Origin of the sequence: Anaeroglomus insulsum, assembly GCF_050689095.1 — a bacterium.
Taxonomy (GTDB): domain Bacteria; phylum Planctomycetota; class Phycisphaerae; order Sedimentisphaerales; family Anaerohalosphaeraceae; genus Anaeroglomus; species Anaeroglomus insulsum.
In genome coordinates this window covers 314,850-328,384 of the sequence record NZ_JBOGCL010000002.1, presented here as the reverse complement: position 1 = coordinate 328,384, position 13,535 = coordinate 314,850, and the positions used below count along the sequence as shown (strand labels likewise).

At 51.2% G+C, this 13,535-nt stretch carries 10 protein-coding genes; 7 read left to right on the top strand and 3 right to left on the bottom strand.

Annotation, left to right across the window (positions count from 1 at the left end; all coding sequences use genetic code 11):
* Window positions 1–133: 133 nt before the first annotated feature.
* The 6 genes from ACQ9LF_RS03445 (at window position 134) to ACQ9LF_RS03420 (ending at window position 8,424) form a co-directional block, all read left to right on the top strand.
* Window positions 134–1,441 (top strand): putative porin, encoded by a 1,308-nt coding sequence (locus ACQ9LF_RS03445; RefSeq protein WP_462487964.1) that lies wholly within the window; start codon window positions 134–136, stop codon window positions 1,439–1,441.
* 202 nt (window positions 1,442–1,643) lie between these two features.
* Complete coding sequence (locus ACQ9LF_RS03440; RefSeq protein WP_462487963.1) at window positions 1,644–3,245, top strand: carboxylesterase/lipase family protein; 1,602 nt, start codon at window positions 1,644–1,646, stop codon at window positions 3,243–3,245.
* Window positions 3,246–3,369: 124 nt separating this feature from the next.
* On the top strand, window positions 3,370–4,743 hold the full coding sequence (locus ACQ9LF_RS03435) for an efflux RND transporter periplasmic adaptor subunit (RefSeq protein ID WP_462487962.1): 1,374 nt from the start codon (window positions 3,370–3,372) through the stop codon (window positions 4,741–4,743).
* A gap of 12 nt (window positions 4,744–4,755) precedes the next feature.
* Window positions 4,756–5,499, top strand: a complete 744-nt coding sequence (locus tag ACQ9LF_RS03430) for an ABC transporter ATP-binding protein (RefSeq protein WP_462487997.1) — start codon at window positions 4,756–4,758, stop codon at window positions 5,497–5,499.
* Window positions 5,496–6,770, top strand: coding sequence for an ABC transporter permease (locus tag ACQ9LF_RS03425; protein ID WP_462487961.1), 1,275 nt, complete (start codon window positions 5,496–5,498; stop codon window positions 6,768–6,770). Before ACQ9LF_RS03430 ends, ACQ9LF_RS03425 begins: the two co-directional genes overlap by 4 nt.
* Window positions 6,763–8,424, top strand: coding sequence for a TolC family protein (locus tag ACQ9LF_RS03420; protein WP_462487960.1), 1,662 nt, complete (start codon window positions 6,763–6,765; stop codon window positions 8,422–8,424). Before ACQ9LF_RS03425 ends, ACQ9LF_RS03420 begins: the two co-directional genes overlap by 8 nt.
* A 207-nt stretch (window positions 8,425–8,631) precedes the next feature.
* On the opposite strand, the gene ACQ9LF_RS03415 is transcribed toward ACQ9LF_RS03420, so the two are convergent.
* The gene (locus tag ACQ9LF_RS03415; protein WP_462487959.1) at window positions 8,632–9,840 is read right to left on the bottom strand and encodes an aminotransferase class I/II-fold pyridoxal phosphate-dependent enzyme; all 1,209 of its coding nucleotides are present in this window, start codon (window positions 9,838–9,840) and stop codon (window positions 8,632–8,634) included.
* A gap of 63 nt (window positions 9,841–9,903) precedes the next feature.
* Between ACQ9LF_RS03415 and ACQ9LF_RS03410 the strand changes: the two genes are divergently transcribed.
* Window positions 9,904–10,743 (top strand): rhomboid family intramembrane serine protease, encoded by an 840-nt coding sequence (locus ACQ9LF_RS03410; RefSeq protein ID WP_462487958.1) that lies wholly within the window; start codon window positions 9,904–9,906, stop codon window positions 10,741–10,743.
* A gap of 19 nt (window positions 10,744–10,762) precedes the next feature.
* On the opposite strand, the gene ACQ9LF_RS03405 is transcribed toward ACQ9LF_RS03410, so the two are convergent.
* Window positions 10,763–11,149 carry an STAS domain-containing protein gene (locus ACQ9LF_RS03405; protein ID WP_462487957.1) on the bottom strand — a complete coding sequence of 129 codons (387 nt, stop codon included), beginning with the start codon at window positions 11,147–11,149 and terminating at the stop codon, window positions 10,763–10,765.
* A 20-nt stretch (window positions 11,150–11,169) separates the two neighbouring features.
* The gene (gene lon / locus ACQ9LF_RS03400) at window positions 11,170–13,521 is read right to left on the bottom strand and encodes an endopeptidase La (protein WP_462487956.1); all 2,352 of its coding nucleotides are present in this window, start codon (window positions 13,519–13,521) and stop codon (window positions 11,170–11,172) included.
* Window positions 13,522–13,535: the final 14 nt, after the last annotated feature.

The following is a 13,535-nucleotide window of genomic DNA, read 5'->3' as shown; positions in this document are numbered from 1 at the left end:
GCAGTATCCCATCGACGGTACGGGCACAGAAAAATATAAAGCTTATAAAGCGGATAGACGATTTGGCAATCAGTATTTAGCTGATAGGCTATCCGTATTAACCCGTATCCGAGTTATTTTTAGGAGAAACAAGATGCGAAGGATTGTGATTTACATGACCGTTGGATTTATTGCAGGGCTGAATGGTCTGGTTTATGGCGATGAAATTGAAGAACTTCGCCAACAGATGCAGAATCAGTACAAGGCGATGCAGGAAATCCAGAATAAGCTGGTTGAGCTGGAAAAGAAACAAACCCTCCAGGATGAGCAAATCAAAGCGGCAGCGGCCAGCAAAGAGACCTTTAAGGTGCCCGATACTCTGAAATGGGCCGAAAAGATCAAATTCTATGGTGACTTCCGTTTCCGATTTGATCAGACTGAGCAGGAAAAAAATAGTGTTCAGCAAAAAGGACAAGCCAAGGGGATGGTTCGTTTTCGTCTTGGAATGACGATGAACGTCAATGAGGATATCGATGTTCATGGCAGATTGGCCTCCGGTTCCGGGGCTGAGCCGACCTCGACCAATTTTACCCTCGGCGAAAACTGGGCGAAAAGCAATATATGGCTGGAGCGGGCTTATATGGATTGGCATCCAAAATCCATCGAGGGGTTGCATGTGCTGGTCGGGAAGATGGGCATGCCGTTCTATTCGGTCAATGATTTGATTTGGGACAGCGACGTCAATCCGGAAGGTGGAGCGATTCAATATACCTGGAAGCCGTCTGATACTATGGAAGCGTTTGTCAATGGCGGTGGCTTTTGGGTAGAAGAAAGTGCCAGCGATGCGGAAATTGCCATGTGGGCCGTTCAGGGCGGGATGAAATATCATTTAAATAAGGAAAAACAGGAATATCTGACTGCCGGTGCGACCTATTATGATTATGCCAACATTCAGGGTGACGAAATTGAGTCCTATGATGGCAAATCTGCCCGCGGCGGTAATACGGCCACCAAAGTCGGGTCAAATTATTTCTATGATTATGATTATAATCTGGTGGAGTTGTTTGCCGAATACGGCCATACGCTGTTCGGTTTGCCTTCGGGGCTGCATGCCCAGTATGTCAACAATGTGGCCTCCGGGGTTTCCGCCGACACGGCCTGGCTGATCGGGTATCGTCTGAACAAAGCCAAAAAGGCCGGCTCATGGCAGTTTACCTATGATTATCGAGAAGCCCAGCGGGATTCGATGGTGGGGGCATTTGCCGAGACCGACTTTATCAACGGCGGCGTTGGCGGGCGAGGGCATCGCATCGGTTGGAAATATCAGTTTACCGACAATATACAAGGCGGATTGTATTATTTCCTTGCCGACCGGGCCCGGTCTGTGTCAACCTACGGGGCATCCGACAAGGCTGATGATGAATACCAGCGTATTCGGGCGGAAATGGTCATTACATTCTAAACCCCGTATTTTACCTGAATTCACAAAGCCCGGCCATCTGGTCGGGCTTTTTTGTTGGCTAAAGGAAAAGTACATAACGGCAGAAATAATCCCATGGTGTTTTGCTATTTTGTAACCTTTTGGGCTTCTGGCGGTATTATCCTATAAGGATTCTTGTCTCCCTATTGGATTGCTCAGTGAGTGTTATTGCAGGGTTTACACAATGCGAAATACCAAAATGTACTATGTTATCGTGTTTGCCGTGATTGTATGGGGGTGTAGCCGGTCTTTTGAAACGACTGCGGCTATCCCCATCGTTGACAGCCAGGTTACCGTGACCGGAGGGGTTATTGAGGGAACCGTGGAAAAAAACGGGATTCGTGTTTTCAAGGGAATTCCGTTTGCGGCACCGCCAGTGGGGCCGCTGCGGTGGAAAGCTCCTCAGCCGGTAATCCCGTGGGAAGGCATCCGACAAACCAAAAAGTTTGCTCCTTCGCCCATGCAGAATTCATTTATTCCTGTCTGGTTTATGGGGGTTCCCAACCACTTCAGCGAGGATTGCCTGTATCTGAATATCTGGACTCCGGCCAGGGACAAGGGGGAACGGCTGCCGGTGATGGTCTGGATTTATGGCGGAGCGTTCAGCCTCGGTTCGACGGCTACGCCAATGTATGATGGGGCCCGATTGGCTAAAAAGGGGGTAGTGGTTGTCTCCGTTGCCTATCGGGTGGGGCCGTTTGGTTTTCTGGCACATCCTGAACTGACCAGTGAAGGCGGTACCGGCAATTTTGGACTGCTTGACCAGATTGCAGGGCTGGAATGGGTGCGAGATAATATCGCTGCTTTTGGAGGAGATCCGGAGTGTGTGACTATTTTCGGGGAATCCGCCGGTGGGGTTTCAGTTAGCATGCTGGCGATTTCACCCAAAGCCAAGGGATTGTTTCATCGGGCCATTTCACAAAGCGGAGGTTCCTTTACACCGCCGAAACGTGCGAATGAAGGGGCCCAGCTGATTCCTACGCTGGAGGTTGCCGAGAAGGAAGGCGTGGACTTTCTGGCCAGAATCAAGGCTAAAAATATCACTGCGGCCAGAGCTCTTTCGGCCAAAGCTATTCTCAGGGGAGGCAGCGGGGGAAGACCCAATTATGATGGTCATGTGCTGCCCGGTGATCCGTATGAACTGTACCAGAAAGGTCAGTTTAATGATACTCCGATTTTGATTGGCATCAATTCCGACGAAGGGCGGCTGTTTGTGCGAACCAATGTATCCCCCGGCGTGTTTACAACCCGGGTTCGTGAAATCTTCGGCGTCCATGCGGACGAAATTCTTGCTGCTTATCCCTGTGCCACGAAGATCCAGGCAACGAAATCCTCGCGGGATATTGTGGGAGATGTGTTATTTGGCTGGCCGACATGGACCTGGGCCAGGCTTCAGGCCCAACAAGGCAGCCATCCGGCGTTTGTATATTACTTTGATCACCGTACGCCTGCCAGTCCGGAGGGGGCGGGACATGGGGCTGAAATTGAATATGTATTCGGCAATCTCAAGAAACCCCGGCCTGAAGATACCCAGATGTATGAGCGGATGAGTACGTATTGGGTTCATTTTGCCAAGACGGGGAATCCAAATGGTTCGGATCTGCCGACATGGGAGCCCTTTACCATGGAAAGTCAGCAGGTGATGTATTTGGGGGCTTCTTGCCGAATGCAGCCGGTGCAGCATCGCGAACGGCTTGAGGTATTGGATGCGTATTATGCCTGGCAGCGTGAACAGGCCAGTGGGACCCATGAGCAAAACCAGCCTGTTAAGGTCAAATCAATCTGATTCGTTGCAATTTACCTGCAACCGACATAAAGATTTTCTTGCTATTTTTTGATTATGTATGTACCTTGTCGCAAATAGGTAACATAACTTGGACCCTAAGATGATGTTTTGAAAGGGAGCGCACGTGCATAAAGGTGCTAAGACACTGTGTATTATTTCAATAGTGCTTGTGGTGATTTTTGTTTTAGGTGTCATCCTGGTCAAAAAGACACAACAGCCTCCGCTGCCAACAACCGTCCGTCTGGAAGAGCTCAGTCCCGGCGATTTGCAGGAATTTATCAGTGCTCCCGGCGCCATCGAGCCCAAAACCAAGGTCGAACTTAGTGCCAAAATTTCGGCCCGTGTGGTTGAATTACCATTCAAGGAAGGTCAACGGGTCAAGGCCGGGGATGTGGTCATTCGCCTGGATGCCAAAGAAATGGAAAGCCGTCTTAAGAGTGCCCAGGCCAATTTTTTGGCTCAGCAGGCACAGATTGAAGTGACCAAGACACAGATTGCCTCCCACAAGGCCCAAATCAAGGGCACGCAGGCCAGTCTGGAACAGGCCAAAAAAGACTATGAACGTCAAAAACAACTGCTGGCCACCGGCGATATCAGCCAGAGTGTCTATGACCTGGCCCGACAAAAATTTGAAGAACTGGAATCGCAACTGCAATCGGCGTTGTTTCAGGTTGAGGCCGAAGAAAAAGGATTGATTGTTGCTCAGCATAATCTTGATGCCCAGAAGGCCCTGATTGAGGAGGCCCAGGATGCCCTGGAATATACCACGATTCGCTCTCCGATCGACGGGGTGATTACCCGGATTAATGCCGAAGTCGGCGAAATGGTGATGACCGGAACGATGAATAATCCGGGCACGGTGATTATGATTATTGCCGATTTGTCCAAGATGCTGCTGGTGGCCCAGGTGGATGAGGCGGATGTCGGCAAGCTGGCCCTGGGGCAGGAAGCCAGTATCCGCGTCAAGGCGTTCTGGGACCAGGTGTACACCGGGAAAGTGGATCATATTGCTCTGACTCATGATAATTTGCAGACGACCGGAACCAAATATTATCGCACGGAGATTCTGATTGAGGGGGATGTCACTAAACTGTATTCAGGACTGACGGCAGATGTGGATATTTTTACCCGGAAACATACACACGTATTGAAAGTGCCCAGTCAGGCGGTTTTGACTCGCAAAGCGGATGATTTGCCTGAAGACATCCGAAGCAATCCGCTGGTGGATAGCAACAAGACGGATGTGACGGTGGTTTTTCGGTATCAGGATAAAAAGGCTATTGCCACACCGGTGAAAATCGGACCGGGGGATACGACCCATATCATTATCCAGGACGGATTGAAGGTGGGGGATCGGATTATCGTTGGGCCATATAAGGTGCTGGATGCCCTTCAGCATGAACAAGCGGTGCGGGACGAAAAAGAAGTCGAGGCGGAAATGATGGCCAAAGACAAAAACAAAACGTCCGTGACAGCGACTGAGTCGAGAGCATCATAGACACGAAGGAGCCTGGCCGTGAGCGAAAAATCAGTTGTTATCCGGCTGCATGACATCCGGCGGATCTACAAGGTCGGTTCGGAGCAGATTCGTGCACTGGATGGGGTGAGCCTGGAGATTTATCAGAATGAATATGTGGCAGTCATGGGCCACAGCGGTTCCGGCAAAAGTACGCTGATGAATCTGCTGGGGTGTCTGGATCGCGCCACCAGCGGGGTGTATGAACTGGATCAGCAGGATACGACCCGGATGAGCAATTCGGAGCTGGCCCGCGTACGCAATGAGAAAATTGGTTTTGTATTTCAGTCGTTTGAGTTGCTGCCGCGGTTTTCGGCGTTAAAGAATGTGGAACTGCCGCTGATTTATTCACGGCAGGCGGTCTGGAATCGCAAAGAACTGGCGCACAAGGCATTGCAGCGGGTCGGCCTTGGAGAACGGACCAGCCACCGGCCCAACCAGCTTTCCGGCGGCGAAAAGCAGCGTGTGGCTGTGGCGCGGGCGTTGATCAATAATCCGTCTATTTTGCTGGCGGATGAACCGACGGGGAATCTGGACAGCAAAACCAGCGAAGAAATCCTTGCCCTGTTTCGACGGCTGCATGAGGAGGGACAGACGATTATTATGGTAACGCATGAAGCGGATGTGGCCTGCCATGCCAGACGGATTATTCGGATGCGAGATGGAAAAGTGATCAGCGATTTGCCGACGGAGCAGGATGCCGTCTGGGCACACCGTCCTGCGGGAGTTGTTCGATGATGATTCTGGATCTTCCTATTCGTCTGATACGCTTAATGGTGCAAAGCATCACGCTGGCGCTGGTGCAAATCTGGGTCAACAAAACCCGTTCGGTGCTGACGACGCTGGGCATTATTATCGGTGTTGCCTCGGTGACGGCTGTGATTGCGGCCCTGAGCGGCTTAAAAGCCAAGATTATGAGCGATATTGAAACCTTCGGTACCAATCGTATTTTTGTCTGGGCTAGCCGACCGGATACGGGCAAATATAAAAATGTGCCCTGGGATACCATCCGGTTCAAGCCCGAGCAGTTTGAAGGCATGCTGGCATATTGCCCCTCCGTGGCATTCTTTACACGGATTAATGACGACCGGGACAGTATTCGGTATAAAGAAAAAACACTGGAGCGGATCCGCCTGAGCGGGATTGAGTCGGATTGGCATCAGATTGAATCGCGTCCGGTGATTATCGGGCGGGCATTTTCCGCCATTGATCAGGCCCAGGCCCGTTTGGTTTGCCTGCTGTCGCAGAATCTGCGGGATAAGCTGGGTATGGACCGTGACTGTACCAATGAATTGGTGACGATCGGATACCGTACCTACCGTGTGATTGGCGTGGTGGAGGATCGACCGTCGATGTCAATGATCGGCGGGGCTGGCGGCAATGAGGATTATGAGGTCTTTGTCCCGTTTCAGACGCTTTATCGCAACTCCGGAAACCGGATGTGGTTTATGGTGATGGCCGCCAGTAGATCGGCGGATGTGTCGGAGGAGGCCAAGGCGGAAATTACCTTTTTCCTGCGTCAGCGGCGGCATATCGAACCCGGCGAACCGCCGACATTCAGGGTGCAGACTGTAGAAAGTGAAGTCCGGACGTTTCAGAAGATTGCGACGCGATTTACACTGGTCGCCGGGGCAATTGTGGGGATTTCGCTGCTGGTCGGCGGCATTGGGATTATGAATATCATGCTGGTCTCGGTGTCGGAGCGAACCCGTGAAATCGGGCTGCGCAAGGCGGTGGGGGCCGGCTTTGCGGCCATTTTGACGCAATTTCTGGTGGAAGCGGTGGTATTGTGCTGTCTTGGTGGTCTGATGGGGCTGGGACTGGGGCAATTGCTGACGACGATTATCGCGCATATTCCGCAGGTGGATATTCTGGACAAGGCATACATCCCCGCCTGGGCGGCGCTGATGTCGCTTGGTTTTTCGGCGTTTGTGGGTATTTTCTTTGGATTGTTCCCGGCTGTGAAAGCGGCTCGACTGGATCCTATTGAGGCATTACGTCATGAATAAACGGATACGATGCAGAATCATGGTTGGAATTGCGGTTTTATGTCTGAGCGGGTGTGCAAGCCTGGACCCGGAGGACCAGTATTATGAATACCAGGCTCCACGGGAAAAATTGCAGACGGTGGAGTCGCTGGATTTGAAACCGGCGGATATGCCAGCATCGCCCCAACAGAAGGCCGAGCCGAATACCCCCGCGGCCCCGGCGGAATGGCGGGTATCCATTGAAGAGTGCCGGGCAGAGACACTCAAGAACAATCTGGAACTGCAGGTCCAGTTGTATGCTCCGACGGCGGCCCAGGCGGCGGTGGATGCCGAAGAAGCGAAATTCGAAGCAGCGTTTGTGGCCAATACGGCGGTGTCTCGAACGGATTATCCGGGGCGATTGGTGGAAGTCGGGGATGGTTCCTATGTCGGGTCAGGAGGATCGCAATATCGCAACATCGATACCGGCGTGGGCGTGCAAATGCCTTTGCAGACGGGTGGGACGATTCAATTTAATCTGGCCGATTCCCGCGACAAGAATCTGCAATCGGCAAGCATGTTTTCTCCGTGGTATGAAACGGGCTTTACCTTTTCAATTAGTCAGCCTCTGCTGAAAAATGCCGGGACAAGGGCTAATATGCACAGTATTCGACTGGCGCGCTATGATAAACAGATTACCGATAATGCAACCAAACTGGAAGTGATTCGTGTTCTGGCAGCGGCAGACCGTGCCTATTGGCGTCTCTATGCAGCCCGCCGGCAGCTGGAAGTCCGCCAAAAGCAGTATGAACTGGCCCAGGCTCAGCTGGATCGGGCCAAACGTCTGGTTGCTGCCGGGCAGCAGGCGGATGTGGAGATTCTCCGTGCGGAAGCAGGGCTGGCCAGTCAACTGGCTTCGATTATTGCTGCGGAAAATGAATTGCGGTTACGTCAGCGAGAATTCAAACGTACTCTGGGAAAACCGGGAGTCGATATTGAAACCCCGACAGTCGTTATCCCTCAGACCGAAGCGGATCCGGTGTATTATGAACTGGATAAACAGAAGCTGATCGTATTGGCAGAACAAAACCGTGCCGAGTTGCTGGATCTGGAATTGCAGATTGCATCCCGAATCAGTACGATTGATTACCTGAACAATCAGATGTTGCCGCTGGTGACGCTGGATTATCGGTACAATGTTCCGGGCATTGGCGTTACGCGTGATGATGCATACGATATGCTGAATGAAAAAAATTATGAAAATCATCGTATCGGTGTCAGCCTCTGGGTGCCGCTGGGCAACGAAGCTGCCAAGAACCGACTGCGGCAGGCGATGATTCTGAAACGGCAGACCCTGGCCAGCAAAGAAAGCCGTAAATTGCTTATTAAGCAGGAGGTTCTCGGGGCGGTGGATCAGGTCGAAACCAACTGGCAGCAGATTATGGCCAGCCGTCAGAATGCAATTCTGGAAGGGCGGGTTTATGAGGCCGAGATTCGTCAATTTGAGCAGGGGCTTCGTACCTCGACAGATGTGCTGGATGCCCTGACACGCCTTGCGGTGGCGCAGAGTTCTGAAATTCAAGCATTGACGGATTATCAGATTTCATTAGTGGATTTGGCGTATGCCACCGGGACACTGCTTGGTGCCGGCAAAATTCAGTGGGAACCGATTACGCCTGTTCTTCCGGTGAATTAAATTTCCTGTTGCGGAGCTTGCGACAGACTGCGGTTGCCGACTGGAAAAAAAGAAAAGGCCGGTCACGCAGAAGGAGGAGGAAGTAAGAGGGTACTTCCCAGGGCTATTTTTTATGACCGGCCCAAAGGAGGCGTTGTTGAGTATGGTCAGGTATTGGTCGCCTTCCACCATATAGACTCCCAGTTCCAAAAAATAGTTACCTGTTTTTTATTTTTTTTCTGATATTTTTATTTTTTTGTTTTCGGGTCCGAGAATTTCTGTCAGGGCCCTGCACAAACCCTGTATTTGAGATGAGGTGTGGTCGGATTGCACACTAATACGAAGGCGTTCTGTGCCGGCAGGAACCGTCGGAGGACGGATGGCGGTCAGGTAATAGCCTTGTTGTCTTAACTGTTGTGAGGTTTGTACGGCCTGTGCAGCTGAGCCGACGATGATGGGGATAATATGGGTTGTACTTTGTCCGATATTCAGGCCTGAATGAACGAGTAGTGCCCGCAGACTGTCTGCGTTTTGTTTTAACATAGTTCGCCTGCGGGATTCATTCTGGATTAAAGTTAATGCTGCCACAGACACATCCGCTAACACTGGCGAAGGGGCGGTGGTAAAAATAAAAGGGCGGGCCTTATTAACCAGATAATCAATAGCGACTTTTGGTGCGGCCACGATGGCCCCCCCACAGGCCGGACCTTTGCCCAGCGGGGCAATCACCATATCAATCTGGTCTAAAATATCCAATTCTTCGGCAAGACCTGCACCCCGGCGTCCCATGCAGCCGACAGCATGGGCCTCATCGACAATCAAGATCGCATGGTATTTATTTTTCAGCTCAACCAGGGTTTTCAGGTCTGCTGTGTCGCCATCCATGGAAAAGACGCTTTCAGTAACGATGTATTTACAACGATACAGGGGATTAGCCAAAAAGGACTCCAGCCTGCCCAGATTATCACGACGGTAGGTATGAAAACTCGCCTGACTGTTTTTGACGGCATCAATGATAGAGGCGTGATCCATACGATCCATTAGGACAATGTCGCCTTTTCCGGGCAGAGTGGTTAAAACCGATTGATTGGCTCCCCAACCTGAGCCGAACAGCAGGGCGGATTCCTTGCCAAAAAATTGTGCCCAGGCCTTCTCGGCTTCGACATGCGGGCGCATCGTTCCGCTGATGAGGCGGGAGGCGGCGGAGCCCCAGCCATATGTTTCTATGGATTGAATTGCTGCCCGACGGATTTCGGGGTGATTGGCCAGATTCAGATAATTATTACTGCAGAACAGGACACATTCCCGACCATTGATGACGACAGTTGGTCCCTGGGCTGAGTCGATGCAGGTGCAGCTGCGAGTCATCTGTCGAGCCTCGAGGTCCTGTAATTCCCGTGTTAAATGTGTAAATTTGTCCATATTCGATTTTGTCATTGAATTGATTCCGGTTTTTGGCGATAGTATATGAAATAACACTGTTTAATGGAATATGTATTTATGGGTATCTACGACCGGGATTATCAGAAAGAGACTACAGGCAAAGGGGAATATTTTGGTACGGGCGGGTTGTTTTCCAATGTGCCGCCGGTGACCCGCTATTTACTGATTATTAACATCCTGGTTTTTGTGGTCATGTTTCTGTTTGGGCAGAGTGCCTTTTTTGTCCAGTATTTGAGCATCTCCCCGATCAGCTACACCTCTATTCTGCAGGTCTGGCGGCTGGTGACCTATCAATTTCTCCATGCAGATATTCTGCATATTTTGTTCAATATGATGATGTTGTATTTTCTGGGACCGATACTGGAATCCATCTGGGGATCCAGAGTCTATCTGCGGTTTTACCTGATTAGCGGAGCTGTTGGCGGGGTGGTTTATACTCTGCTGGTTCTGGGGCACCTGCTTGAAGCAGGTTTCATGGTCGGGGCTTCCGGGGCAATTTACGGCCTGATGGCAGCTGCGGCAATTCTGTATCCCCGGATGCAGGTCTATGTATTCGGGACGATTCCAATGTCGATGAAAACCATGCTGATTATCGTTGTGATCTGGAGTGTCATGAATATTCTGGGCGGCAAGAATGCCGGCGGGGAAGCGGCGCATTTATCCGGGGTCGCCGCTGGGGTGGTTTTTGTGTATGTTCTTCCCCGCTTTACCCATTGGCGTCTGGAACGTTCCAAGGGGGCCTGGCAGCGTAAGCTGGAAAAAGAACGGGCGTTTCAGAATGAAGTGGATCGCATTCTTGAGAAAGTGCATCAGCAGGGACTGGGCAGTCTGACTCGCGCGGAAAAAAATACGCTAAAGGAAGCCACACGCCGCGAACAGGAAGCCGCCAGACGGTAAAAAGCCGGACAAAGCCCCACTACTGATACAATTCTTCTCCTTCAATCACTCGTTTCTGGATGCGAGCCAGATACTCATCGAGTTCCTGAATATTGGCAAAGACATTCATTGCCGGCAGCAGCTTCATAATGTCGAAGACCTTGCGAATTTGCGGCTGCGGATTGACCAGGGCCAGTTCGCCGTAATATCGCATCATCGACATTTTGGCTTTGATGATAGCGCCTACGCCGGCACTGCTGATAAAATCCACATCTGCCAGGTCCAAAATAACAGTGGATATTTTTTTCTGGATCAATTCCTGGATTTGGTGGTCCAGGGCTTCGTACGTATCGGAATTGATCTGGCCGACCAGGATAATCTTTACGGTGTTTTTGTCGATCTGCTGAAGTTTGATATTCAATGGCATGATTGTGTTGTCCTTGTGTATTACTGAATCGCGATCGAAAGCACTTCTTCGGCTTTACTGACAAAGTGAAACTTGAGGCCGCTTCGGGCTTCTTTGGGGACCTCGACCATGTCCTTTTGGTTGCGTTTGGGCAGAATGACGGTTTTGATTCCGGCCTGTTTTGCGGCCAGGATTTTTTCCTTCAATCCGCCGATAGGCAGCACATGCCCCTTAAGCGTAATTTCTCCGGTCATCGCAACATCGGGTCGGGCGGGCTTGTTCCACATCAGGGATACAATCGAGGTATAAATGGCAATTCCGGCACTGGGGCCGTCTTTGGGAATCGCTCCGGCGGGCACGTGAATATGGTAATCATATTTGGCAATATCTTTTGGAGATATATTCAACGTATCCAAATTCGATTTAACTGCGGAAAAGGCCGCCTGAGCACTCTCTTTCATGACATCGCCAATCTGGCCGGTCAGCAACAGCATGCCTTTTCCGGGCATTTTGGCGGTTTCGACAAAGAGGATTTCCCCACCTGTGGGGGTGTAGGCCAGTCCGGTGACGACGCCTGGGGTTACAGCCCGTTGGGCGATTTCGAAATCGTATTTGGTCGGGCCGAGGATTTCCGCCAGCCGGTTGGGCAGAATCGACAGTTTTCGCGATTTTCCTTCGGCAATGCGTGCTGCAGCGAAGCGGCAAACGGCTGCGATGGTTCGCTCAAAACTGCGTACTCCGGCTTCACGGGTATAGCTGTCAATGATGATCTCGAGTGTTTTATCCGGGATGACAAGCTGGTTTTTCCGGAGGCCGTGCTCTTTCAGTTGGCGAGGAACAAGATATTTTTTAGCGATATTGAGTTTTTCCCGCTTGGTATAGCCGCTTAGTTCGATAATTTCCATGCGGTCGTACAAGGCAGGCGGGACCGGCTCCATGTAATTGGCCGTGCCGATGAACATCACGCCGGACAGGTCGAACGGCTGGTCCAGGTAATGATCGGTAAAGCTGTTGTTTTGTTCGGGGTCGAGTACTTCCAGCAGGGCCGATGCCGGATCGCCGCGGAAGTCCTGGCCGATTTTGTCGAGTTCGTCGAGCATAAATACGGGATTTTTGGAGCCGCATTTGCGGAGTTCCTGCAGAATCCGTCCCGGCAGAGCACCGATATAGGTTCGGCGGTGGCCCCGGATATCGGCTTCATCGCGAATGCCGCCCAAAGAGACACGAACAAATTTACGCCCCATAGCCTTGGCAATGGATTTGCCCAGGCTGGTCTTGCCGACGCCTGGGGGGCCGACAAAACACAGAATGGGGCTTTTGCCGGTGGGATTGAGTTTACGTACGGCCAGGAATTCAAGAATTCGGCGTTTAATTTTTTCAAGTCCGAAATGGTCGTGATTTAATACCTTGCGAGCACGACGGATATCCAGAATATCTTCGGTTTTCGTGGACCAGGGCAGTTCACAAATCCAGTCCAGATAGGTCCGGATTACGCCATAGTCCGGGGAACCCTGATGGATTTTGGCAAGACGGTCCAATTCCCGCAGAGCTTCCTGCTCGACGGTATGGGGCATTTTGGCTTTATGGATTTTATCTTTGAGTTCTTTGATTTCTTCGCTTTTACGATCTTCTTGTCCGAGTTCAGCCTGAATGGCTTTAAGCTCTTCCTGCAGGTAATATTCCCGCTGGCTTTTTTCGATGGAATCCCGGACCTGTCCCTGAATTTTATGGCTTAATTCCAGCACTTCGAGCTGATTGGCCAGGTCAACGGAGATTTCTTCGAGGCGTTTTGCAGCATCCGGTTCCTCAAGAAGAGCCTGTTTGTCCGGAATGGGGATATTGAGTGTTGCCGCCAGAAAGTCGGCCAGTGCCGAGGGATCCTGGATATTTTCCAGCAGCATAGACGCTTCTTCCGGCACATTGGGGCTCAGTGAAATCACCCGATTGGCGGTGTTGCGTACGCTGACCACCAAAGCCTGGAGTTTTTTGGTCATTCGCGTCCGCGTTGGAATCACCTGGACGCGGGCCTTGAGATACGGGTCTTTCTGGATAAATTCGAGGATTCGAAATCGAACGATACCGTGAACAATAATATTGATAGACCCCTGAGGCATCCTGATGACTTTTAATACCGAGGCTGCGGTGCCCACGGAATAGAGGTCGTCCATGCCAGGGTCTTCAGAATCGGGATTTTTTTGTGCGACCAGGCCAAAAATTGTTTTCTGCGGTTCAATATCTGCAATGAGGCGTTTGCTGCGTTCCCGGCCGATGGCCAGCGGCATGACGGTACCAGGGTAGGCGACAGCACTGCGGATCGGCAAAATCCCAATGATTTCCGGAAGACGGAACTCTTGTTCACTAGGCGTATTCGTCTGATTTATTTGAGAATCCATTACATTGTCCAATT